Here is a 24,420-nt window from a genome sequence, read left to right as displayed (position 1 = left end):
GTTGATGGTTGTCGGTTGTCGGTTAACAAGGACCCATCAACTAACAACTAACAACCAACAACCAACAACCAACTACCGCTGTTCGGTAGCGGCCGGTGCGGCGGCGGTGGCTTCTGCGGCCGGGGCGGCGGCGCCGAGCACTGCGGCGGCTTGATCGCCGTCCTCAAAATCGATCGCGATCGGGTCCACGTCCTCGGCCACCTGCAACACCAGACCCGAGATTCGCCAACCGGCGTCTTCTTTCTTCATCAACCACACCACTTCGTTGGTCGTTTCGGTGCCGTCGGCCACGGGTTCGGTCCAGACCGAGTGGACCAGGGCGGCGTCTTCGGCGTCGGGAGCCGGTTGGCTGCGAGTCACTTCGAAACGTGCATCGGGTGCGCCCATCGAATCCATCTTCAATCCGGTGCGTTGGCATTCGGCTTGCGCCCGCGCGGTCAACAACCGCACGGCTTCCACCTGAGCGGCACCGCCGCGGCGGATACGATCGAGAAACTCGCTGACCACGGCGGTCGGAGCTTCGGTGGCGCTCTGGGCGTTGGCCTGCGCCGAGGCAGCCGGCGCGGCGGCCGAATCCTGGGGGGCATCTTCGGCGACGGGAGGTTTCGAACCACATCCGGAAAGCGACAACGTGAGAAGGACGACGCCGAATCCCATTGCAAACTTGGCCATTGCTATTTGCATCCTTGCTGAAAGCGGTATTGGTAGGTTTGATACGAGCCCGTGTTACGGCATCTAGGCCGCGGCGGTCAACGCCGATTGTGTCTCAGGGGTCGCGTACAGGATCGTGTTGCCACGGCGGCCCACCGCGGCGATCGCCCCGGTTTCGCGGAGCACATAGGCGATCCGCTGGGCCACCCAACGCTCGACCTCCAGGACGCCAGCGAGTTGAGCCGTACAGAACGGCTGCGTCAACCGCTCCGAGTCGATCAACGGCAGCAGTTGGGAACTATCGACAAAGCGATGCGTCTGTAGGACGCGGGTCAACACGACGTCCTTGACGCGGTACTTGGCCTGGCGGCGGCGGCGACGTGACCGTGTCGGCGGCAATCGCCACTCCTCCACTTCCACGACCGGCACTTCCAAGACCAGGCGACTGTGCGGAAACACGCGCGTGAAATAGACCAGTTCATCAAACAGCTCCAGGACGCTGCCGCGGCTGGGACTGTAGCGGCGACTGGCGACCGGGCCGTCGGCCGACCTCTGGCGTACGATGCGTTTGCGGCCGATGATCGGCTTGACGACGCGGACCCGGTGCTCCTCCAGCAAGCGCTGGATCTTGTCGCGAATCGCCACCAACGAACCGTGCTGGACCTCGACCAATTCGCCATCGCAAACCGCATCGATGCGGTAGGGCCCCATGGTCACTTCCACCTCGTCGGCGCCGCCAGCGTAGGACTGTTTTAACTGGCGATGAAGGGAGGTTTCCATGGCGTCGCTGCCTCGGGGCTGGGAGAAACGCGAGCGTTATTCGGGTTCGATGCCGAAATCTCGGATCGTAAACAGGGTCTGCAGCTGGATCCCGCGCTGCGCGAACGCTTCCTGGCCACCGGCCAAACGATCGATGATCCCCAGCACGCCGATCACCTTCAAACCAAACGCTTCGGCGGCGTCGACCGCCTTGAGCGCGCTGCCACCGCTGGTGATCACGTCTTCGACAATGACCACTCGCTGGCCGGCTTTGACCGGACCTTCGACCTGTCGTCCGGTGCCGTGATCCTTGGGTTCCTTGCGAACCATGAACCCCCGCAGCGGTAGATCGCGTTGGCCGGCCACGGTCACGATCGCCGCGGTGATCGGGTCGGCACCGATGGCCATCCCGCCCACGGCATCGGGCAGCGGCCCGTTCTCGTCCATCTGCTTGAGCATCCCGGCGGCGATCAGATTGGCTGCCTGGGGATGCAGCGTCAGGTTGCGACAGTCCAGGTAATAGGACGCCTGCTTGCCGCTGGCCAAAGTAAAGTTGCCGAACTGGAGTGCTTCGCTGCGGAGCAATTGTTTCAGGGCATCGGCATCGAAATGATTCATCGCTGCGCTCTTTCAAACGGTGGTGGAACGGTGGGTTGACGGGAGGCATTGTGACGGCCCAAGCGCCATCGGGGAACCGTCCCCGCCGGGGAACCGTTTACCGCCGGATGCTGATGGTCGAACCCTGCGAGAGGATCCCGTACACGTCTTCGGCATCGGCCGGCTCGAGCGCGATGCAGCCTTTGCCCATCGCGGCGGCCGCACCGCCGTGAATGCACATCTGTTGCCCCAAATCCAACCACACGTTTCCGAAGGGGTTCTGTGGATCCCCGGCGGCGATCGAATTCCCATTGGCATCGCGGTACGTCTTGCCGGCTTGCTTGTCCCGCACGGTGTAGGTTCCCGGCTGGGGTGCCGGATCGCTGCCCAGCGTGATCGGAAAGCGGCCGGCGTACAGTTCGCCCAGCATCAGGGTCAGTTCTGCGGATTGGAGATTCACCTCCGCACGGAAGGGTCCGCGAACGACCTTCAGTTCCGTGCCCGGCATCACCACCACCGGATCCTCGATGCCGTTGATGTTGGCCAACAATTGCCAGGGGACTTCGTACTTCGCTGCGATCTCCATCAGTGTTTCATTTTTGCCGACCCGGTAGGGCTGCTCCAACAGGTGCAACCGAGAGTAAATGACTTCGCCGGCCAATGGGTCGAGGCGGCTGAGCAATTGTTCGCGTTCGGTGTCGGTCAGGTCCGGCGCGTTGTAGAACAGGCTGAGCGTGGTCAGGGCCTCCTTCATCCGGTCCGCTTCGACGTGACCGTCGGCGGCCAGGATCGCGTTGGCCAACCCCACATTGGTGCTCGATGGTGCGTCGGCCATCTCGCCGGCATCGGCCGTGTCGCCGACATCGGCCGTGTCGCCGGGCAGAGCCAAGGCGTCACCGGCGGCGGCGTCCGAACCGGCCTGCATATTGGGGAATTGATAACCACCGCCGGCGGCGGAAGCGTCTGCCGAATCGGTGTTTGCAGGAGCGGTCATGGCCAGATCGAGCCGGGCGTCGGCAGCCGGATCGGAATCGGTCGGCGTCGCCTGTCCGGCGTCTTCCTGCGTGGCCACCGAGGGCGCCAGCGAACTGGGATCGGGCAACTGAAAACGGTCCTGGCCGGTCGATTCGTAGGTCCGGCCCGATTCGATGACCGGCGGTTCAACCCCGACCGGGGGCCGAGGCAGGCGATTGTCTCCAGCAACCTGCGTAGGTTTGTCGCCTGCCGCCGTGGTCGAGTCGGAGAAGGAACCGATCACTCCGCCGTCTTCGTCGTGGTGCAATCCTTCCTCGTGATGGTGATGGCCTTCCTCGTGATGGTGATGGTGCGGTGGGGCGCCGGCATCCAGAGCATCGGGAAGTCCCGGATCGATACCCAGGGCATCCAACGTGGAATCTGTCCCATCGGGGAAGGCGGAATCGGTTTCGTTGATGGCGACGATGATGTCTTCGGGCAATTCCGCGGGCGGCGTGGTCAGCGAGACGCACACGCCCCACACCACGGTCCCGATCAACACGACGATCACGGCTGTTTTAAAAGTTTGCACCACGGTCCTCCTTGACCTGCAGCGATCGGATAATTCGATTCCCGCGTCGATCCGGCGGCAAAGTCCGTCCACGCGCACGTCCTCCGCCGTTGATCACCGGCGGCGGGGATACGTTTGGGGCACCATAGCCCAGGTGGCGAGTCCGCAGCTAGATCAATTTTGGCGGGCCCAGCGGATCCCCCGAAACGACCAGTTCTTCGATGGTCGTACTGGCGGCCAGCTCGCGGCGCTGTTGGTTCAATTGATCCAGCAGCGCCCACGCCGGACCGCGGATCGCTTCGGGCTGGGCATAGGGATTTAACTTCAGGACGTCTTCGGCAGTGATCTTGTCCAAGGGTCGCGACGGCAACAGATGCCCATCGGGCTCGCCGTCGCTGCGGCGCACCAGCCCGCCTTCGACCAACGCCTCGCACAGATGAACGACGGCTCGGCCGGGCAATCCCAGGCGTTCGACCAGATCGCTGCGCGTCAGCTTGCGTCCCGCATCGAAGGCTCGCCCCACCTCCACCATCACCGGCAGCATCCAGTCGGGGTCACCTGACGCGACCACGGCCGCTTCGTCCTCTTCCTTGGTGGGCACGCGGCCGCGAATGGTCTGCAGGGTGTAGGTCCATACCAAACCGAACAGAAAGATCCACCAAGTGACGTAGACCCAAAACAGAAACAACGGGATCAATCCCAGCGAACCGTACAAGGCCGAATACGGCAGGGCGGTTCGCACGTAGACCTGAAAACCAAACTTGGCCGATTCCCACAGCAGGGCCGCCACCAGAGCGCCGATGACCGCAGCGCGAATCGACACCTTGGTATTGGGCATCAGGGCGTACATCAAGAACAGCAGCACCCAGCTGGCCAGCACGCCGGTGACGTGTTTCAAATAAATTCCGCTGCCGGCTCCCAACGCGGTTCCGCTCAGGTAATCGACGAACTGGCCGCTGAGGTACAAACTGATCGCCAACAACCCCGAACCCAGGGTGATGACCGCCCAGTGGATCGCAAACCGCATGTGGATGGGGCGGCTGTTGGGCGCTTCGATGATGGCGTTGAAGACCTCTTCGACCGAATCGGTCAAACCAAAGGCGGCATAGATGAACAACAACAATCCGATCAAGCCGATGCTGGCGAAATCCAGGTTGGCCACCTTGTCGACACTGTCGCTGAGCGCCCGGCGGATGCTGGCTTCGGCACTGCGTTCCTCTTGCTGTTCGGCTTCGGCCGTCTCGGCGATGACTTCGGCTTCCGCGTCCGGTCCGCCCTCGGCCGACACGGCGCCGGCCGCTCTCTGTGCCGCGACCACCAACGGATCCTGGCCGTCTACGCCGTCGAGAACCCCCGGGTCGCCGCCCGGCATTGCCGGATTGCCCACGCCGTCGCTGCCCGAAGGCAGCGGTTCGGACAGGGTCTCTGGCAGGCCCTCGGACAGGTCGGCCGGCAACGCCTCGGGCATCGGCTCGGCGTCCGGATCCGGTGCCCCCATGGGATCGATCGGGATGACGTTGTCGGGCACCGGATCGATGGGCAGTTCGTCATCGCGGACTTCGTAGGCGATGTCCGGCACGCCGAAGAAGGCATACAGTTGGACTTCGACGCGGTCCCGTACCTCGTCCATCCCGCCGACGATGTTAAACGTCACCAACCCCAGCACGGCCAGGGGGATCAAGGCGAAGATCGTCCGGTAGGTCAACTCCGCGGCCATCCCATGGGCCCGATGCCGCTGTAGGACTCGCCAACAGTGGCTGATCAATTCCCAGGAAAAGCGTACCTGTTGCTGGCGACGTGTCAGTTCCTGACGGGGTCGCCGCACCGCATCGGCCATGTATCGCACGGAGCGTCGGAGCATCGGTTCATTACTGTTTGGCTTCGGCGTGCTGAGACTGGGCCAGTTCGGCGGCAACGTCGATCGGTTCCATCGGGTCGGCACCGATCGTTCCTACCAACTCTTCGAGGAATGAATCGGACGAGACACGCTCCAGTTGTTCACGAGCGTACTGCAAACGTCCCTCGATATTCATTTCCGCGATCGAATCGGCGTGGTTGGCGTGCTCGGCATAGGTCTGCAGGTTGTCGACGAATCGCTGCCAACGACGAATATCCTGCCGCTGCTTGGCGCGCAGTCGAGCTTTGTACCAATCGCTTTCCAGCAGGTATTCGCGGGTAAACATCCGCCGCAGGACGTCACTGCGAACATCGTGCCCATGCCAGTGTCCGTGGGCCATGATGTGCAGGATCGCCTGCAGTGGCGGACAGGCCAGGGGCAGACTGCCGTCGTCAAAGTATCGCTGGGCAACTCGCTGCTGGGCTTCGGCGATGTGCAGGATGCCATCGGCATAGGAATCCGCATCCTGCAGCTCGGGCCGCAGAATGTCGTCGCTGAAGACCTTGCTGGGATTGTCGAACACGCGGGCGGCGTACTGACGAACGAACCGCCGCGTAATCCGATACCCCAAGCGGCTGGCCGGGATCGATTCACCGTGGTGTTCAAAATCCTCGATCCGCTCGAGCATCCCGTCGGCGATCATCCGCTGGGGATCGCGTTCCTCGGGTCCCATCCGGCACCACAGTTCGGGGATCAACAGACTGATGTCGTGCCCGACTTCGAAATCCGGTCCGACGTGGCCGGCGGCGGTGCTAAAGCCGCCCAGGCCGGTCAGGATCATGCTGACAAAAGCCGCGTTCAAGTCGGTTGTCGGCAGCAGGGCATTGAACGGTCCTTTGGTCAGGGCTCCCTCGCTGCCAGCCCCGGTCGTACTGGGGCTTTTGCCGGTCAACGAACAGATCCAGTCCATGCACAACTCGGGCAATTCCTGGTAGTGCAGCGGGCTGTACACGGCCAGAGAGCGGAAACCGGCGACCGGATCCGGCGGGTTGTTGCGACGTCCGGCCAGGACCGCTCCGACCGGCGCATACACCGCTTGATCGACGGGCGTTTTGCGAAACAGCCGCATGCCGCGTTCGGCGATATAGGTCTCTCGATCCTGCACCAGGTCGGGCCGATCCTGCAGGTAACGCGGATTCTTGCTCACCCGACCATCGGGCATCACCCGCGGATGCGAACTGCTGACCACGTACCCGCTGTCACGATCGGCCGCCCGGCGCAACAGGTCCTGCATGGGTGACGTGTACTGGTCGAAATCGATCACATCGTCGACCAAGGCCTTGGCCTCGGGAGCGGTCAAGGGCTGGAAGTTACAGATGTAACCGCCGCGCCGCGACAGGTCGTACTCGGTCTGTTTGTCCAGCCCCCGGTGAACCGCGTCGTCGGGACGCTGGAAGAGTCGAAACTCGCAGTTCTCGACGAACTTGTAACTAAACGTCTCCAACACCGCCTCGCCCATCGGCCCCACCCGCTGGGCCGGAACGACCGTGCTGGCCGTGATGTCGTCTTCGCGCTGGACCTTGGCCGCGGCGATGAAGTCCTGGCGAAGTTTAAACGTGCGCCAGCTGGCGTCCTGCAGCCCGACCCGCAAGTACGTCCCGACCAGGGCTCGTCGGCCCATCTTCAACTGGTGCCCCTTGGTACCGTTGACGATGTCCACGCCGAAGTGCTCGCGCCAGTTGTCTTCCATCCCCGGTTTGGTAAACCGCTTGATGATCAAGGCCATGCTGTAGATGTGATCCGGGATCGATTCCAACCAAGCGTTGTACGCGTCGCTGTACTCACCGGTGGGCGTCAACAACTGGATCACGCTACCGAGGCTCCGCCTGGGATCCAACAGCGCGCGGCTGGGGCGATCGGCATAGCTGGGTTTGTCGGCATAGTCTTCGCGCCAGCGGTCCTGGTAGTCCTTCTGAAACAGCTCGTCCAGCTGTTCAAAGTCCTTCTCCTGGTCGGCGACAAAGATCGGCCCGTACAGCATGTAGTCTCGCAGGCTCTTGCTGATCTCGCTCTTGCCACCACCGCTGACGGTACAGGGTTTGTGGCACATGATGCCTTCGCCCACGGTGCCCACCAGCCGCCAAGACGGCGCCTCGGGGTGCTTTTCCAAGCGGATCTTGTAGCCGCTGGGCGCCATGTAGACGTTTTCCGGCGACAGCGGAATGCTGCGCTGCCGGTCGCCTTGCTGCCACTTTACACAACGCTCGGTCTGCGAAACGATCGCGTCCTCGGGGATGTAGATCAGCGTGGGAAAGCGGCGATCGATGCCATAGCCTTCGGGCTGGACGTCGATGAACGAAGCATACTCCTTGGCCACTTCGGCGAACGTCCCCTTGTTGTAACGACGACTGTTGACGCGAAACTCGTCGCCCAGGGAGTACGAGGCAAAGGCCAGCGCGCCGCCGGCGTGTTCCTCTTCCACCCCGCCCATCAAGTTGGCGGCGTAGCTGATCTGCGTCTTGACTTCTTTCTTGCAGTAGCCGTAGTAGTTGTCGGCGATCAGGGTGACCACGACGCCCGATTCGTCGCGACAGGTTAGCTTGAACGCCGAGCCGTCGTTGTAGCGTTCGGCGGGGTCTTCCCAGCACATCGCGTCCCGTCGCTGACGCTCGCTGGCTTCGCTGACGTGCGGCAGCCCCAGCTCTTTCTTCGTCAACTGCGTCAGGTGGGGAGCCAGAATCACGCATCCGCTGTGCCCGCTCCAGTGCCGCGCGTCCAATCCCGCATCGTTGTCCGGGACCAACGGATCGCCGGCGTTGCCGAAGATCGATTCGACAAAGTCCAGGTTGCTGATCAAACTGGCCGGCGCAAAAAACCGCGTCTCCATGGTCTTCTTGCGGCAGTAACCCGGCACCTCCGGACAGACCAACGGCCGCAGCAGCAGCGACACCCAGGTGTGGGCCGGCTGATCGGACTGGCAGGTGTAGGGCAACAGCGTCAGGTCGCGTGGTGGCTGCACCGCAGCGCGGAACAGGGCCACGAACGCCTGCTTGGGCACCTCGCGTTTGTCGCCGGGAATTGGCAGCCCACCCTCGACCACGTGGAACGTACCGGCCGTGGTCCGGCGGTCGTGCACCGGATTGTTGACCACACCGTTAAGGCATCGCGTCGACTCGACCAGTTCGTTTTCAAACCGCTCGCCCTGAGCCGGCAGGCTCATCTCGCGAGCCATCCCGTGCCGGTCCAGCACCAGCGTGCGCGAGGGCAGCGACAGCGGCGCGTCGGCCGCCAGGGGGCCAAAATAATTCGCCAGAAACGACTCGATCCGCTGGTCCACCGGCGCCCGGTGCTCGGCCAACAAACGGTTCTTCTCTCGCAGATTCTCCAACATACCGCGAGAAAAGGCCGCCAGACCGCGATCCGATTCGCCCAAATCCGCCGGCAGCAGACCGGCCGAAGCCAATTGCAACGCGATGTAACTGAGCAGGTGCTCGCGTTCGGTCGGGTCGGTCCAGGCCAACCGCTTCCAACCCAGGGCGCGTTGCAGTTCTTCGTCGTCGTATTGCGATAACATGTGCACTACTTTCTGCTGATCGGCTACGAAATGGAGTCGATGATTCGCCTAACTTAGCAAGGACCGGGGAGTTGGTCGATGTGCAGAGTTGATAGGCAGGGCGCCGGCAGAGCCATAACCGGCCGGCCGACTGGTGAGCGAAGCTGGCCCAACGCGATTCCTCGCCGCGTTACACCCGCGAATACGGCACACGCGACGCCCTTGGCGAGTGTCTCCTTATGCTCCGCCGAAAGTTTCCTAGGTCTCGCGGGCTGCTTTCGCGGAGCGAAAGGCAACACTCGGCGCGAAAGGCGACGCCGGCGGCTCGGCAACCAGGGTCAGAGGCTCGTCGGTACTGGGCGAGGGGAAGCGGAGCTGCCAGGCATGCAGGGCCATCGGCTGGCCGGCGGCCGGAAGGGTTTGAGATTCGCCCAGCCGGCCGTCGGGCAGATACACCGGGTCGCCCTCGACCGGCCAACCCAGATGCCAGAGGTGGACACGAATTTGATTGGTACGGCCGGTGATCGGCCGGGCTTCCAACAGGGCTGTGGTGTCGGCGTATCGCTCCAGCACGCGAAACTCGGTACGGGCCGGCAGTCCATCCTCGTCCACCGTCCGGCCTCCGGCACGGGTCGCTTCGCGGCCGATCGGCGCGTCGCATACGAACCGGTCCTCGGGGGGATGTCCCTGACAACGCACCAAATAACGTTTGTCGACCTCGGACGTCTGAAAGCACGGTTGCAAGCGGCGGGCGATGGCCTGCGTCCGCGAGAACACGACGACGCCTGTCGTGTTGGCGTCCAGACGATGAGCCGGACGCAATACCTGCGGGGCGTACACGCGGTTCAGGATCGAAACCAGCGTATTGTGATTAAAGCGACCGCAGGGATGCATCGGCAGCGGGGCCGGTTTCGCGACCGCGACGATCGCTTCGTCCTCGTACAGGATCTCGATCGCGGCGTTAACGTCGGGCTCGACCGTGTCGGGAATCACATGCGTAAATTGCTCGCCGCCACGGACCACGCGCCAGGGTCGTACGGGACGTGCGCCCTGGACGATCCGACCGGCATCCAAGCTCGCCTGCCACTGTGCGGTGGGAACGTGCGGATGCATCTCGGTCAAACATTCCAGCAACGTCCGGCCCTCGTAGCGAGCCGGAATGTTGATGGGCCGGCGGTTGGTATAGGGCACGCTGCCGGGCAACGGATCGACGGCGGCGCGGATCTGAGATTGTCGTTTTTCCAGCCGCCGCTGCGTCCGTTCCTCGGGCGTCAGGTAACAGTACGGACAGGACTGGCCCACGACGTAGCGTGCGTCCTGCTGCTCCTCGGCCGTCAACACGGCTTGGCAGGCAAAGCACTGCGCGGCCTGAGTGGGTTGCAACTGAGGATCGACCGCCACACGTCCATCGAACACGAAACAATCGCCTTCGTAGTGCGCCTCGCCACAGTGCTCGAAGTATTTCAGGATCCCGCCTTCCAACTGAAACACGTTCTTAAAACCTTTGTGCTCCATCAACGGCCCGGCCTTCTCACAGCGGATCCCGCCGGTGCAGAACATCACGACCGGCTTCTCTTTCCAGTCCGCCGGCAGTTTCTCGACGGCTTCGGGGAAATGCCGGAAATGGTCCACGCCGATCGGCTGGGCATCGGCAAATGTTCCCAGTTTGACCTCGTAGTCGTTGCGCACGTCCAGCAGGGCAACATCGCGGCCTTCGTCCAGCCACTGCTTGAGTTCGGCAGGGGGCAACTTGGGCGAGGTCCGCTGCTGCGGATCGATTCCCTCGACCCCAAAAGCAATGATCTCCTTCTTCAGCTTGACCAACATCCGATTGAACGGCTGTCGCTCGCTGAAGCTTTCTTTGACTTCGATGTCGGCGAATTCTTCCAGTGTGCGGAGCCACCGCACCCAGGCCCGCACCGCTTCGGTGGCCCCGGCCAGAAAACAATTCAATCCTTCGGGGCTGAGCATCACGGTGCCGCGGAGATCGTGCTCGGCACAGGCCCGGCGGAACTGCTCGCGGCGTTCGGGCAAGCCGTCGAGCGTGACGAACTTGTACGCAGCGATATTCAGAATCGGTGTAGTCATCGGCGCTAGCGGCAGGACCGTTTTTGTGTTTCCCGACCGCGGCTTACTTGCTGGTCACTTCGAAGGTGAATTCGTTGCTACCGCTTTGCACGTCTGCGGTTAGGTTCGACGTCTCGGGCTGGGAATACTTTTGGGCAACGATGTACTTCCGCGTACCCATTGCTTCGGGCGGCGGCGTTTTGCCGTAGTTGGGCGAATTAATATCGCTGTAGGACGAATCTACGCCCACCAATTCGCTCTTGGCCACGGTCACTTTGTAGATGCCCTCCTTGGCTCCATCGCCGGGGTCAAACGTCGTCAGGATGAATTCGCCGTTGGCATCGGTCACTCCCGACGCGCCCCGTTCGCCATGAAAAACAACAATCGCTCCCTGCACCGGGGAACCATCCAGCAGGACTTTGCCCTTGACCGGCTCCAAATCCACGCCGGGGTTCTTGTCGCCACCGCCGCATCCGACCGATAGCAACAACGCGGCACCCACAGCGGTGGGCAACAAAGCATTCCAGAAATTCATCATCGTGCGATCAACCCCAGACAGGGTTCCTGGCGGTGTGGACAGAAGCGGCAACCGAGGAAGAAAAAGAGTCGAGCACGCAAAGTGCTCGACTCTTTGGTCAGCGTCCCAGATTAGCGTCAAACCTTAGGGCAACACAACCGACTCCCCGGCGGTGCGGGTTCCCATCGCGCCCCAGACGCCGAAGGGGCTGGGCCGTCGCGTCGGTCCCGGATCGGCTGCAGTCGCGTCGCCGGTATCGACCGATTCGGCCACAAAGCGTACCGAACCGTCGACCAAGGTGGCCTGCACGCCGCCGGGATGGAACGAGTAGGTCGACAAGACGGCGCTATTGGCCGACAACTCGGGTGTTGCTGCCGAGCAGGACGGCGAATTCGGCCCCAGGGCGGTGGTAAATCCGGTGTACGTCGGATGCGCGTCGGCCCAGCGATTACCACGCCGCTGATCCGAGTGGGTGCCGCTGCCAGCACTAGGCAGGAACCATTCTTTGGCGGCCGGATCGACGGCGGCCTTGCAAGCCGCGGGACGATTGGCGTGCACGTCAATCCCCTGCAGGATCCCGCCGGGAACCTCCAGGTTGTCGCCGCCGTAACTGGGCGAGTTGACGACTTCGGAAAACGCCAGGGTGTTGCTCGCACCGTCTTTCATGTGTTCCATGCCCAGGGGCCGGTTCCACAAGAAGACTCCCCGCCCCTGCTCGAACCGCCAGTCGGTCAGGGCCGTGGTGCGGTCGCCCTTGTTGCCAACGTAGCTGGTTTTGCCGCGGTCGCGATCCTGGAACCCTGCATCGGAGGGGCAGGTCAAGAACGGCAGATCGGTATCGGCCCAGCTCTGGAAAGTCGTAGGGCTCCCCGGATGTCCTGTCTGACCGTTGTTGGCCATGATCGTATCGTACAGGGGCTGCTGTTCGAGGTACGGCAGCATTCCCACGAAGAACGACAGCCTGCCGCCGTTGTGATTTGATCCCGTATCGGTTCCGCTGGCCGCCGGCGGAAACGATTTATAGGTGTCGTGATAGTTTTGCATGGCCAGGCCCAGCTGTTTCATGTTATTGCCACAGCTCATCCGCCGAGCGGCTTCACGAGCGGCCTGGACCGCTGGTAACAGCAACCCCACCAAGACACCGATAATGGCGATCACAACGAGTAGTTCGACCAGGGTAAACCCCTGTCTGCGAGGGTTGGGCATGAGAGAAGTGCTCCGAAAAGATAATAAAAGCGGCGCCCAGTGAGGCGCAAGCAGCGCATAACCACTCCAAAGTATAATGGGCGAACGCTTTAAAAACAACGATAAACCGCGTTACAGAGCTTCTTGCTGAGCCGGCGGCAGGTCGATCCGTTCGACCTGAGGCACCGGTTCGGCCGCGACCGGTGGCGGCGGAGGAGGCATGTCGCCGTCGATCATCCCGGCCGGATCCAGCGAGCCTTCGCCGCCGACGGTTCGCAGGTTGATCTCGCCCGGATCGATCCACAACCCTTCGGGACTCAGCTGCATCGTGCCCAGATCCAGGTCCAGATCCCGCCGCAGCACCTCGTAGTTGACCCACACGTTCAGCAGCGAGTTCTGGGCGTTCAGCAAGTCGTTCAGGGCGGAGATCGTATCGCGAGCCGCCGTGGGGCCGCTGGACAACCCCCTCGCCTCGCGGTTCTGGCGGATGTCCTCGTTCAAGGTGATCTGGGCGGCGGCGATTCGCACCGCTTGTCGCGAGAGTTCGAAGTTGTACTGGTTGGCCTGCAGCTGGCGGACCTGTCGCCGCAGGGCCTGCCAGACGCCGTCTTCGAACTGGTAGTAGCGACGCCGCTGCTGGTTGAACTGGATCAGCGACTCGCGGTAGGTATTGCGTTCGAGCAAGCGGGTCAGCGGGGCGTCCCACTGCAGCCCGACCCGCAACCGGCCGGTGCTGCTGCGGAGGTCCAGCGGGTTGTCGGTCGCATTCTGAACATCGCCGCTGAAGACCACATCCAGACTGCTTTCGAGATCGTCGGCGGTGACTTCGATCAACCGCCAAGCGTCGACCAGGGCGGCTCGAGCGTTGGCCCAGTCGCGGCGATTCACCCGAGCAATCTCCAGGGCCTCGCCCGGTTCCAGGTCCACTTCCGGCAGCAACACGCTTTCGGTGCGGGCTCGGGCCTGCATCAGTTGCAGGGCCAACACATCGTCGGACAGTTCGGCCAGCAGGTCTTGCGACGCCAGGATGACGTCGTCGCGGAGGCGGTTGATCAGCTCGGCGTCGTCGATCTCGGCCGCCTCGGGGCTGGCCAGGGCGGACAGTTGGTCGGCCAGCTGGACGATTCGCTCCTCGTAGCCCGCAAAGCGGCCCTCCAGCCGTTCGTACTCGGCTTGCAGTTCTCCGGAAAGCGCCTCGACGCGTCCCAGGTTGAACAGGTCTTCATCCAGGGCCGGCAGATCCAACAAGGCGCAGATCTGCTCGCGCTGCTCGAGGAACTGGGCCTGCAGGCGGCGGATCTGTTGACGCCGCTTGGGCAAGGAGGCTTCCAGTCGCTGGATGTCGGCGGCCACGCGCGGCAGGTCCTCGCTGACCAGTTCGTCGCGGAACCGAGCCAGCGGGCCCAGCCGGCCGCGCAGCTCTTTCAAGGTCGCCGCCAGTTCGGGCGACCAGCGGATCACGCGGCTGGGCAGATTGGTGTCGGGGTCGACCGTCTGTTCGGCAAACCCCAGCAGCTCCAGGTTGGTCTGGCCGGTGCTGTTTCGCAGGTCCGTCAGCTCCTCGCGACGCAGACGCAGGTCGCGGTCAATTAATTCGAATCGTTTCAGCATCGGGTCTTCGATCCGCACGCACAGGTACGGCGGCAGCCCCAGATCCCGCATGAAGTCGTCGACCGAGGCCTGGTAGGAGGCCCGTCGCGACAGCAGATTGGACTGGGCGCCGATCAACGCTTGTTGGGCCTGGGCGACCTGCAGCCGTTGCCGCAGGATGTCTTCGGCACTGTCGGGAATCTTGGTCATCTGCTCGACCAACGTATCCTGCAGGATGATCAGGTTCTCTTTCAGCCGCGAGACGTTTTCGGCCTGGTTCTCGATCTGCAGCTGGGTCTGCAGCAGACCGATGAAGCCGCCGGCTTGGCCGAAACCGCCGCCGCTGAGCCCCGAGCCGATGTCGACCCCGCCGCGCTGCACCTGGGTATCGATGCTGCGACCGGTGGTGACGAACAGATAGAAGTTGCGTCGGTAACGTTCGATCGCCCGCACGTTGGCCAGCAGGGTGCGTTCGGAAAAGGTCAACTGTTCCAGGACCACGTCGCGGCCCGCGCCGCGCAGCAGCGGCTGGACCAGGGCAAAGTCCAAGATCGTGTTGGCGCTTTGCGTGTTGGGACCGCTGAACTCCCAGACGATGCTGTTGGCCAGCCCCACCACCAAGTCCGCTCCGGTGGCAAAGGTCCGCTGGGCGGACAGGGGTCGGCGGCCGCTGGAAAACGGCCCCACCTGCAGCGTCGTGCTGCTCTCGCCGCCCAGCACGTTGCGATCGGGTCCGTCGGCGGTGAAGAACGTCTGCGCCCCGCCGAAGAACTGGGTATCAAAACGAAAACGCTCGCTGCTGACGTCCAACGCCGACAGGTACAACTGCTCCAGTTGCCGCTGGTAATCCGGCGAGTGGAGCAGTGCCAACCGCACCGCCATCTCGCTGTCCAGCACCAGGACGCCGTTTTCGTCCAGCGGCAGGAACTGCCACCAGTCGGGTGATTCGGCGGCATTGGTCTGGCCATTGACGTGCCACAGCGGGTACCCGCGGCGTCCATCGACACAGGCCATGTAGCGGTGCGAAGCCGGATCGTCGACCGGCATCGGTTGGCGGTCCGGATCGAAGGGATCGAACATTCGGCTCTCGCGGGCCGGTTCGATGCGCAGCGGCCCGTCGACCGGCTCGCACAGATGTGCGGCCTTTTCGTCCAGCAAGGCGTACGCTTCGGCATCGGCCTGGACGCGATAATGCGCCCGATGACATCCCATCGTCAGACACCCCAGCATGATGGCCAGCAGCATCGCCGCCAGAGCTCGCAGGGTATCGACGCGGTCACGGCAGGGCGGGGACACTGACGGACCGGATAACACGCGAGAGTCGATCGTGGGCATGCCCTCTTCCTTGATGACGATCCATACGAACAACCGGCGACAACCTGCAGACCGGTGGTGGCTTGTGCTTTAGTTCGGTGGTTCCTTTGGCACGGCTTGACCGGATTGCACGCCCCGCACCGCTGGTAACGAAGGAGCGGTTCGCGCCGCACCGATCAGGCAAGCTCTGCCGGTTGCGCGAAACAAACTGGCCGATTCGGTTCAGAGAAAACGTTTTCCATACGCGAAAACATGAAAAACTTGACCTTTCAGATAACCCAACTTACCGTAGGTTAGATCGTACCGGTCTTTTCCCTGGCGCCCCTCTGGACCGCATGCGTCTCCCACGGAGTTGGCATACGCTGAAACAATGAATATCGTCCTGCTTGTACTACTGGTGCTGTACGTCATCGGCTTCTTCGTCTTGCTCTGGAAGAGCGCGGCGGTGTGGCGGTGGTATCACATCACCATGGCCGCTCTGATCCTGATCCTGGGCATCGTCTTCCTGGCCCCTCTGGCAGGGGTACTGAAAGCGCGCACGGCTTGGAACCGCATGTTCGAGACCGTCGAAGGCCAACTGGAAACGGAGAAAGCCAAATTCCAGCGGCTCAACGAGGAAGAGGGCGGCGTCAATGACCTGCAGCTGCAGCTGCAGAACCTGAGCCTGGAATCGGGCCGGGTGTGGCGACGCATGCAAATGCAGAACGTCTCGCCCCAGGGAGTCACCCTAAGGCAGATGCCCCAGCCCGCAGCGGGGCTGGACCCCATGGGGGCCCCGCCGGCCGCCGCCGCGGATCCCAATGCCGGCGACGCTGCCGACCCCAACGTCGAATTGATCGCCCCCACGTCGATCGTCTACGGCTTTGCCGAACAGGACATGCAGTTCGATCAAGGCAATTGGTCCGTCCCGGTGGCCTATCTGGGTGAATTCAAAGTCGTCAGCAGCACGAACAACCAAGTGGTCGTACAGAACCTGAATCCACCCACCGATAAACAGCGCCAGTTGATCGAAAGCGGTCGTGCGGCGCGCTGGAGCCTGTACGAAGTGCTACCGCTGGACGGGCACGAACCGTTCATCGCCGAAGGCAGCCAGCCCGATCAGGGCAATATGTTCGGCCGCGTCGATACCGAGCTGGTCCAGCGTCTGCTGGGCAATCGCGTCTCGCCGGAAACGCTGGATGCCTACCTTCGCGACGGCCAACGAGCCGCCGAGGGTGCGGCGATCGTCGCCGACGAGGACGATGGCGGCGGAGCCGGCGCACGCAACGAACAACTTTCACTGTGGTCCAAGATCCAGTTCACCCAAGCCTACAGCGAGACGGTCGACAGCACCGAACAGCGCGAAGCCAAGGTGGGCGGATTCTTCGAAATGGGCTATGCCGTCGACAGCCGCTTGAAACGGGTCGAAGGTCCGGAAGTGACATTCCAAAGCGGCGATGAAGTCTACGTGCCGGCCGACGTGGCCACGCGACTGCGAGATGAAGGCGTGGCGACGATCCTGGACAACTATACCGTGCGGGAATTGAACGACTACCGCTTCGTGCTCCGCCGCACCGACCTGCGAATCGACGAAGTTCAGGACCTGATCGCCGAGCTGACCAAGCAAAAGGAATTGCTGGAGGAAACCATGGCGATGACCGACGCGATGAATCAAAAATTCCAGATCGAAAAAGCCGAACTGGAAGCCGACAGCGAACAGATCCTGACCGAACGCGGGGCGATCAAGACCTACACCGACAAGCTGGAGCAGGAAATCGCGTCGACCAAACAACAATTAACTTCGCTGTATCGCTCGAACCTGGACCTGACCAATCAACTGCAACAGATCCACGCCCGCACCAGCGAAGCGGCCGACAGCCGAGCCGCCGCCGCCACGCCGTAGTGGCACAGGCTTCCAGCCTGTGAGCCGTTTGGGCGAACGTCCCGGTTTTTGCCCGTAGACAAAACAACCGGGGCTATCGCCCAAACGGCTCAAGGACGCGAAAGGGATCATCCGCGGCCACTTAAATCGGGCGATCCTGGGGTGCGTTCAAGGCGCTGAAATACGGTCCGCCGCCGGTCTTAACAGGCGTTCGGGTCCGCAACTGATGCTGAACCACACGCATGATGTCGCGGCGGCTGATCTGTCCGCACAGCCGGCCGGCGTCGTCCAGGACCGGCAAGCGGCGGCATTCGCCGTCGAGGAACTTCTGGGCGATCGACAGCAGGTCCGTCTCTTCGTTGATCGTCGGCGGATCTTTCAGCACAAAACTCATCAGGTTCGACGAGGGCAATTGCTCGTACGTCACGCTGACGATGAACTGCATGCAACTCTTCTCGGAGAACGTGCCGAGGAAGTGGCCGTTTTCATCGACCACCGGCGCCCCGGAGATATTGTGCTTGAGCAACACGTCGATCGCGTCCAAGGTATCCATGTCGGGCGAAAGCGTGACGAGATTCGAAACCATCATATCGCGAGCAGTGACCGTGTGATTCATCCAACAGGCTCCGAAGTCGAGAAGAGAATGCCCCAAGGACGGACCCTTTTATCCTGACGAACCCATCGGGTGGGGTCAACATTTTTCACGGAAAGCCCTATTTCTCCAGGGCGACCGCCCGCTCGCTGGTAGACTGGAGAAAGCGTTCGAGTCATTGTTTTCGGTGAGTGGTCGCCTTGGAATCTTCTGGTGTTTTCAGTATCGAGTGCACGACTTGCGGAAGCCGGCTGAAGGTCCGCGACCGCAGCCTGGTCGGACAGATCCTGGCCTGCCCCAAATGCGGGTCGATGGTGCAGATCACGGCTCCGCCGAGTTCCCCAGACCAGGACGATCCGGCAGACCCGCAGCCCCAAACGCCCGCCGGCGGAGCACACGCGCCCGCCAGCGGAGCACACGCGCCCGCCGGCGGAGAGCCGTTGCCCGCCGGCGAAACGGAATCGCGGATTCGTGTGGGCCCCGACGGAACGGTCGACAGCCAAGCCATCACGCGCGATTCGATCACCCAGGATGATCTGGATCCGGCCGCAACCGCGCCCGCGAGCGCCGCCGCGGCCGAAACGGGCGAAACAGGCGATTCGGGCGTCTTTCAAGCCGCGGGCGTGCCGCCGGCAGCCGACCCGCACGACGCGCAAAGCGAACAGGCCAGCCGCTGGTCGGCCGCCGCGTTTGCGCAGAGCGATCGCAGCCATCGCCGCCGACAGATCGGGCTGATCACCGCCCTGTCCACGGTCGCCCTGGCCGCCAGCTTGCTGGCTTTCATCCTCTTCGTGCGGTGGTGGCAAAGCGAATCCGAGCCGCGGCCGCAGCTGGCAGAACAGACCCCAGCGACCGCCACCACTGCGGCCGATGCAACGGATCCCACGCCCGATCCGAGCACGACTCCCACCGACTCCGCCGAACAAACCGATCCGGCCGAACAAATCGACCCCGCCGAGCAAACCGACCCCGCCGAGCAAACCGACCCCGCCGAACAAACCGACTCCGCCGAGCAAACCGATTCGGCCGGGCCAGGTGTTTCAGAACCGGCGACCGAACCGGAACCGATGCCCCCCGCCGGCCCCAGCACCGACAACCCACCACCGGCAACGAACCACCAACCGACCGCCGAAGAGATTGCGGATTCGCTGCTGGCGGATCCGATCCTGGACGTGCCGGCCGAGGACGCTGCTGGCGAACCGCCCGAGAACGCGACCGCGACCAACCCGGCAACTGCTGGCGCCTCGACCGAGATGCCGGCCGCGATGCGTCGCTGGGTTCAGGTCCTAGACCTGGACGGGCCGGCCGAACAAGACGATCGAGCCGCTCCGCCGACGATCGATCAAGTTGAATTGGACTTGCCCGCGGCGGCTCAGGCAGACGAAGAAGCGATCGGCGACATCGATGTCTCCCTGGGGCTCGGACGGCGGATGGCCTTCGACAAACGCCCTGCCCCACTGATTCGCTGGCTGCACCTGTTGGCGCAGCTGAGCGGCGTACCGGTGGGCGTCGACATGGTCGCGCTGGACGCCGCTCGCATCGATCCTCGGGTCTCGGTCACTCCGCCGCCCGGTTGGTCGACAGCCGGCGAAGTGCTCGAGCACTTGTGCGGGCAAGCCGGATGCCGCCTGACCGTGACCGAGGACGCGGTTCTGGTGGATGTGGCCCCGGAGCGGATCAGCGCCGCGATCGCCGCTGCGTTGCGAGTCGACGACCTGGCAGGCCCGGCCGCGGACGGCCCCGAGACATTCAAGAAGATCGTGTCCCGTGTGGCGGGGATCGCCGAGGTCCAGCTCGACGCCGAGGGCCGGCTCACCTGGCCCGAGGCGACGGCGTCCGAGCAGTGGCTGGTCGCCTTGACGCTCGACGCCATGCGTTTGGCTCGCGATCTGCCCCCGCGGTTGCCGCGGCAGTCCACCGCCCGCTACTTGGTCCGCGGCTCCGACGGCGAATGGCCGCTGGTCCGCCAAGGCGCGTCGCTGCAGCCGGTCGATCAACCGCAGCCGACCCTGGACCTGATCGTCCGTCTGGCCCGTGCCAACGACGCCTTCCCCTTGATCAACTGGACCGATGCTTTGGCGGGCGGGTTTTCGCCAGCGACCGATTCGATGCCCTGGCTGAGAGGGGTCACCGCGGGCGAAGTCCTCGAGGACATGCTGCAGCCGCACGGCTTAAAGGCTTATCAAGCCGGCGACTCGCGGTGGTGGATCGGCTCGGCCGCCTCCTACGACCGTTCCGAGCTTGTCGCCATCGTCCCGGTCGAGGCTTCGCAGGCCGATGCCGTGCTGACTCGCTTGGCCGCCTCGGTGGGCATCGCCGTCGAGGAGATCACCGCGGCCGTGGATCCGGTCAGCTCGCAGTTGATCGTTCGCGGCCCCCGCTTCATCATCCGCCAGCTGCCCAAAGTGATCAGCCCGCAACTGGCCAGCCGCCTCGGTAGCTGAAGTCGCCAGACTTTGGACTCCTCGCCCCAACGGGGCAACCTTAGGTCAGCCCAGGCCAACGGCCTGGGCTGGCCTAAGGCCGGCCCGTTGGGCCTAAGTGGCTATCGCGTTCGCCTGCCGCAGGCCGTTCATAGATTCCGCTTGAGATTTGAGCTCTGAAAACGCGGCGCCAACAACCAACAACCAATTCACCCGCGATAAACGTCGGCCAATTGCTCGCGGAAGATTTTGCTGTTGTGGCGGATGTCTACCGGCAACCCCCGCGGGTGGATGCGAATGTCGCTGATCGCCGCGGTCAACTCGTGCGAGGCGGCCAACTGCTTCAGCTCGTCGATCAAACGCTGCTTGGCTCGCGGGCTCCGCGGACGCCTCGACCCATAGGGTTCGACCACGATCACCGGATGCTGCTCGGGCGCAGCTCCCAAACCGATCAGCGCCGATCGATACACGTCCTGATGCGTGTTGATGATCGACTCACAGGGCACCGTGTACAGCGTGCCGCCGGCGGTCCGGACGCGGTGCGCTTTGCGGCCGCAAAACCAGAAGCGATCCTCGGCGTCCAGGTATCCCACATCGCCCATCCGATGCCACACCCGGTCGCCATCGCGAACTTTGTGCAGGGCGTTCTGGTCGGACCGCGTCACGTACTGCTCGGTGACGACCGGACCGCTGACCATCAATTCGCCGATCTCGCCGGCCGGCATTTCGCGTGTCTCGTCGATACTGGCCAGCGGGCCGTCGTTGATTTCGATCACGCGCCACTGCATCGATTCGAACCGCGTGCCGACGCAGGTTCCCGCACCTTGGCGGCTGCGATGCGCGGTATCGGTCAACACGTCGCGCGATTCGATCGAAGCGACCGGCAGCGATTCGGTCGCGCCGTAGGGCGTAAAGATTTCGCCATCGGGATGGATCACGCTGCGCAGCATGGCCAGGGTCTGTGGCGGCACCGGAGCGCCGGCCGACAGCACCCGGCGCAGCGTAGGCAGTCGTTGGTTTTGCTTGACACAGTATCCGGCCACCGTGTTCCAGAGGGCGGGCGAACCAAACGCTTGATCGATCTCCCACTGCTCGACCGCTTCGATCACGCGGCGCGGATTCACGTCGGCCGGACGCGTGGGATCCATGTCGGGAATGATCGTGGTCACGCCCATCATCGCGTCGAACAAGCCGAACAGCGGAAAGCAGGCCAGGTCGCGGCTGCCGGGCTGGATCCCGTATCGCTGGCGGATCAGGTCGATCTGGTGATTAAAGATGCCGTGGGTGTAGTGCACGCCTTTGGGCGGGCCGGTGCTGCCGGTGGTAAAGATCACCGCCGCCGCGTCGCTGTCCTCTCGCGTGGGAAGCTCCGTCTGGGATTCTCGGCCGGTCACCTCCACCGACTCCAGCGGCCGACCGCCGCCGGGCAGGAACCATTTGCCACCGACAGAGACGTTCCAGCGAGCTTGCGAGAAGCGTTTGCGAAGCACGCTGCGGACGGCTTGGGCTTGCGGGATGGCGACAAACCCATCGGGGCGAGCATCCTGCAGACAACGGACCATGTTGCGACGGCCCATCCCGGGATCGATCAACACCACGACCGCCCCGGCCTTCAGCAAGCCAAACGTCAGGGCCAGAAAATCGGGACCAAAGGGGACCAGCATGGCCAGCCGCATGCCGGGCTGGACTCCCCAATCCAGCAACCCGCGGGCGATGGCATCGGTCCGCTGGTCCAGTTGTTCGAAAGTCACCGCATCGTAGGACCGCGGTCCGCTGCGGGGCGGTCGGCCCAAGGGCGTGGCGATGGCGATCCCGCCGGGTACCAGGGCGGCCACCTTGCTCAGGCGACGGGCAACATTGCGATCCTCGGTCTTGTTCATGCTCAACGTGTCGGGACGGAAGGAAGGACGGGCGGCGAATACGCATCGGTGGGGCGGCGCTGCTGGCGGGGCTGGGTGACCAGATGAGCGGCGTGGGCGATCATGGCTTCGGCCAAATTAATTCCCAAGGCCCCCTGTGCCCCTTTCCAACCGGGCACGCCGTTGACCTCCAACACTCGGGGGCGGCCGTCGCTGGCTTCCAGCACATCCACCGCGGCGATGTGCAAGCCAAGCGCGCCGGCAATCCGCAGGGCCATCTCTCGCTGGGCCGCGTCCACCTCGATCGCTTCACTGCGAGCGCCCTGGGAAACATTGGTCCGCCAGTCGTCCTGACAGCGGCGGCGGACGCCCCAGACCTGCGAACCGATCACCAACAACCGCGTGTCGATGCCGCCCGGAGGCACGAAACGCTGGACGTAGGCAATCGCCCCGAGGCGTTCGAGCGTGGCAAAGGAAACCCAGGCCAACTGAGGATCCTGGATTCGCATCACGCCCCGCCCTTCCCCACCGAAAATGGGTTTGACCACGACGTCGCCACCGAGCTGTTCGAACGCGGCCATCGCTTCGCCGCGCGACTGGACGACCGTCGTCGCCGGCACGTCGTAGCCCAGCCGCCGGACCACGGCCAGCGTGGCGTATTTGTCGATCGCCGTTTCCAGCGACCGCGGCCCGTTGATCACCAGCGGTGCAGCCGGCCCGTCCAATTGATGCAGCGTGGCCAGACGAAACGTGATCTGTTCCAGCGACCCCATCGGCATCGTCCGCGCGAGGACGACGTCAAAGCGGTCGAGCGCTCCGGCGGAGCAACCAACGCGGTGGCGGCCGGCAGCATCAATGCTCGCCGACAGGCTTTCATACGCGGCGAACCACAAACGGTGCCCGGCCGCCGACGCCGCTTCGGCCAGCTGCGTCGCGTGCCAACCCTGGTCCGGTCCCAGCACCAGAAAGCGAAGCGAATCCGTAGGCGACAGCTGCGGGCTCAAGGTCACGACCCTTCGAAGGAGCGCTGCAGGACGTCGGTGTCCAGGCGGCCGCTGCGGCGCGTGCTGCCGCTGCGCAGGTTGACGATTGTCACCACCGCCGGGCTGAACAGATTCGGGTCGACTTTGTAGAAATCGTATTCGTAGTGCTTGAAGATTTCGGCAAAGGGCCGTCCGTGGTCGCTGGAAGCGGTGCTGGGAACCCGCTCGATCACCGCGTCGACGTCTTCTTCGGCGGCGTCGACCCACAACGTCACCCGTCCGCCGTAGAGGATCGCGTCGTTGGTGCGGCCAATCCCGGCGATGGTCTTGTGAGCCACCGGCGGCACCGGCGCCGTGCCCCACCCGCTGCGAACCTGAGCCACATCGAAACCGCACTCGTGCAATTTGTGTATGGCGGTCTCCACGCTGCGTGCGACCACCTGCACGGTACCGGCCAGCGACGTCGAAGGGGCGACGCAAAGGATCAACTGCTCGGTGGCCACCCCGCACTGCTCGGCCACCGTGGCCACGGCTGCCGGCGTGGGCAGCGCGTCGGATTCCAGCACACCCACCACCCGGTCCGGCGTTTCCCGCAGCGCCAACGCTTCGAGGACGGCTTCTTTTCCACGGGCCATCCGCATCGGCCCGCTGCCCATCGCAAAGTAGTCCTCGGCCTGCACCGGCCACCCGGCGTACTGACCGCCCAGGCAAGCCAACACCGGAGCATCGGTGCGCACCGTGACCGCCAAATCGCTGTGAAATCGTTCCGCGTCTTCGGGCACCAGTTGCACCTCGGCGGCGCCGCCCAGACAGACCCGCGCCAACCACAATCCCGCGGCCAGGCCGCCAGACGCTTCGATGCCCGCATCGATCACGCACGCACCGGCGATGGTGTGGACCTCGACCGCCCCGTCGGCTGTATCGAAAGCTTGATCGCAGAGCTCGGCAGCACGAAGATTCAACGACATTCCCGCGTTTCCCAGAGAGGCAGTTTCCCGCAGACTCGAACAGGTTCAAACGGAACCATTGGACCGGAAAACCGCGAACCTGAAAACAGGGGCGCAGCCGCGACAACACCCTCCCGCGCAGCGGGAGGGTCGGGCTCTT

The 24,420-nt window shown here is 63.7% G+C and carries 16 protein-coding genes; 2 read left to right on the top strand and 14 right to left on the bottom strand.

The annotated features are described in order from the left end of the window. Positions 1 to 72: 72 nt before the first annotated feature. The 10 genes from GE027_RS04935 to GE027_RS04890 form a co-directional block, all read right to left on the bottom strand. Complete coding sequence (locus GE027_RS04935; RefSeq protein WP_153556059.1) at positions 73 to 672, bottom strand: hypothetical protein; 600 nt, start codon at positions 670 to 672, stop codon at positions 73 to 75. Positions 673 to 735: 63 nt separating this feature from the next. Further along, on the bottom strand, positions 736 to 1,431 hold the full coding sequence (locus tag GE027_RS04930; RefSeq protein ID WP_153556058.1) for a hypothetical protein: 696 nt from the start codon (positions 1,429 to 1,431) through the stop codon (positions 736 to 738). A gap of 36 nt (positions 1,432 to 1,467) precedes the next feature. Then, positions 1,468 to 2,028 (bottom strand): orotate phosphoribosyltransferase, encoded by a 561-nt coding sequence (pyrE, locus tag GE027_RS04925; RefSeq protein ID WP_153556057.1) that lies wholly within the window; start codon positions 2,026 to 2,028, stop codon positions 1,468 to 1,470. 97 nt (positions 2,029 to 2,125) lie between these two features. Next, on the bottom strand, positions 2,126 to 3,553 hold the full coding sequence (locus GE027_RS04920; protein ID WP_153556056.1) for a L,D-transpeptidase family protein: 1,428 nt from the start codon (positions 3,551 to 3,553) through the stop codon (positions 2,126 to 2,128). Between the two features lie 148 nt (positions 3,554 to 3,701). Further along, the gene (locus GE027_RS04915) at positions 3,702 to 5,393 is read right to left on the bottom strand and encodes a YhjD/YihY/BrkB family envelope integrity protein (RefSeq protein WP_153556055.1); all 1,692 of its coding nucleotides are present in this window, start codon (positions 5,391 to 5,393) and stop codon (positions 3,702 to 3,704) included. Between the two features lie 7 nt (positions 5,394 to 5,400). Further along, a complete protein-coding gene (locus tag GE027_RS04910; RefSeq protein ID WP_153556054.1) occupies positions 5,401 to 8,943 on the bottom strand; it encodes a hypothetical protein in 3,543 nt (1,180 codons plus the stop codon). 237 nt (positions 8,944 to 9,180) lie between these two features. Further along, positions 9,181 to 11,010 carry a sulfurtransferase gene (locus GE027_RS04905; protein WP_153556053.1) on the bottom strand — a complete coding sequence of 610 codons (1,830 nt, stop codon included), beginning with the start codon at positions 11,008 to 11,010 and terminating at the stop codon, positions 9,181 to 9,183. A 43-nt stretch (positions 11,011 to 11,053) separates the two neighbouring features. Next, positions 11,054 to 11,527 (bottom strand): carboxypeptidase regulatory-like domain-containing protein, encoded by a 474-nt coding sequence (locus tag GE027_RS04900; RefSeq protein WP_162006576.1) that lies wholly within the window; start codon positions 11,525 to 11,527, stop codon positions 11,054 to 11,056. Positions 11,528 to 11,650: 123 nt separating this feature from the next. Continuing rightward, positions 11,651 to 12,712 carry a DUF1559 domain-containing protein gene (locus GE027_RS04895; protein WP_153556104.1) on the bottom strand — a complete coding sequence of 354 codons (1,062 nt, stop codon included), beginning with the start codon at positions 12,710 to 12,712 and terminating at the stop codon, positions 11,651 to 11,653. Positions 12,713 to 12,823: 111 nt separating this feature from the next. Then, positions 12,824 to 15,649: a coiled-coil domain-containing protein gene (locus GE027_RS04890; protein WP_153556051.1), complete on the bottom strand. Its 2,826-nt coding sequence runs from the start codon at positions 15,647 to 15,649 to the stop codon at positions 12,824 to 12,826. A gap of 316 nt (positions 15,650 to 15,965) precedes the next feature. Between GE027_RS04890 and GE027_RS04885 the strand changes: the two genes are divergently transcribed. Continuing rightward, positions 15,966 to 17,477, top strand: coding sequence for a coiled-coil domain-containing protein (locus GE027_RS04885; protein ID WP_153556050.1), 1,512 nt, complete (start codon positions 15,966 to 15,968; stop codon positions 17,475 to 17,477). Positions 17,478 to 17,598: 121 nt separating this feature from the next. Here GE027_RS04885 and GE027_RS04880 read toward each other — a convergent pair whose 3' ends face one another. Then, positions 17,599 to 18,072 carry a CBS domain-containing protein gene (locus GE027_RS04880; protein ID WP_153556049.1) on the bottom strand — a complete coding sequence of 158 codons (474 nt, stop codon included), beginning with the start codon at positions 18,070 to 18,072 and terminating at the stop codon, positions 17,599 to 17,601. Between the two features lie 176 nt (positions 18,073 to 18,248). Between GE027_RS04880 and GE027_RS04875 the strand changes: the two genes are divergently transcribed. Then, entirely contained in the window at positions 18,249 to 20,492 is a 2,244-nt protein-coding gene (locus tag GE027_RS04875) for a hypothetical protein (RefSeq protein WP_153556048.1), read from the top strand. A gap of 188 nt (positions 20,493 to 20,680) precedes the next feature. Here GE027_RS04875 and GE027_RS04870 read toward each other — a convergent pair whose 3' ends face one another. From GE027_RS04870 to mch, 3 genes are read right to left on the bottom strand one after another with little or no spacing between them, the layout of a single operon-like run. Next, entirely contained in the window at positions 20,681 to 22,351 is a 1,671-nt protein-coding gene (locus GE027_RS04870; protein WP_153556047.1) for a fatty acid CoA ligase family protein, read from the bottom strand. Between the two features lie 2 nt (positions 22,352 to 22,353). Then, positions 22,354 to 23,334 carry an ATP-grasp domain-containing protein gene (locus GE027_RS04865; protein WP_237607286.1) on the bottom strand — a complete coding sequence of 327 codons (981 nt, stop codon included), beginning with the start codon at positions 23,332 to 23,334 and terminating at the stop codon, positions 22,354 to 22,356. Positions 23,335 to 23,336: 2 nt separating this feature from the next. Then, positions 23,337 to 24,281, bottom strand: a complete 945-nt coding sequence (mch, locus tag GE027_RS04860) for a methenyltetrahydromethanopterin cyclohydrolase (protein ID WP_153556046.1) — start codon at positions 24,279 to 24,281, stop codon at positions 23,337 to 23,339. Positions 24,282 to 24,420 lie beyond the last annotated feature (139 nt).

Origin of the sequence: Roseimaritima sediminicola (genome assembly GCF_009618275.1) — a bacterium.
GTDB lineage: Bacteria > Planctomycetota > Planctomycetia > Pirellulales > Pirellulaceae > Roseimaritima > Roseimaritima sediminicola.
Note: the sequence above shows the minus strand (reverse complement) of the source record. Positions and strands in the feature narration are given on the sequence as shown.

Coding starts and splice junctions, on each gene's coding strand:
- GE027_RS04930 (WP_153556058.1), bottom strand. CDS start 1,431: ATGGAAACCTCCCTTCATCGCCAGTTAAAACAGTCCTACGCTGGCGGC.
- GE027_RS04885 (WP_153556050.1), top strand. CDS start 15,966: ATGAATATCGTCCTGCTTGTACTACTGGTGCTGTACGTCATCGGCTTC.
- GE027_RS04870 (WP_153556047.1), bottom strand. CDS start 22,351: ATGAACAAGACCGAGGATCGCAATGTTGCCCGTCGCCTGAGCAAGGTG.
- GE027_RS04915 (WP_153556055.1), bottom strand. CDS start 5,393: ATGCTCCGACGCTCCGTGCGATACATGGCCGATGCGGTGCGGCGACCC.
- GE027_RS04880 (WP_153556049.1), bottom strand. CDS start 18,072: ATGAATCACACGGTCACTGCTCGCGATATGATGGTTTCGAATCTCGTC.
- pyrE (WP_153556057.1), bottom strand. CDS start 2,028: ATGAATCATTTCGATGCCGATGCCCTGAAACAATTGCTCCGCAGCGAA.
- mch (WP_153556046.1), bottom strand. CDS start 24,281: ATGTCGTTGAATCTTCGTGCTGCCGAGCTCTGCGATCAAGCTTTCGAT.
- GE027_RS04905 (WP_153556053.1), bottom strand. CDS start 11,010: ATGACTACACCGATTCTGAATATCGCTGCGTACAAGTTCGTCACGCTC.
- GE027_RS04895 (WP_153556104.1), bottom strand. CDS start 12,712: ATGCCCAACCCTCGCAGACAGGGGTTTACCCTGGTCGAACTACTCGTT.
- GE027_RS04935 (WP_153556059.1), bottom strand. CDS start 672: ATGGCCAAGTTTGCAATGGGATTCGGCGTCGTCCTTCTCACGTTGTCG.
- GE027_RS04910 (WP_153556054.1), bottom strand. CDS start 8,943: ATGTTATCGCAATACGACGACGAAGAACTGCAACGCGCCCTGGGTTGG.
- GE027_RS04900 (WP_162006576.1), bottom strand. CDS start 11,527: ATGATGAATTTCTGGAATGCTTTGTTGCCCACCGCTGTGGGTGCCGCG.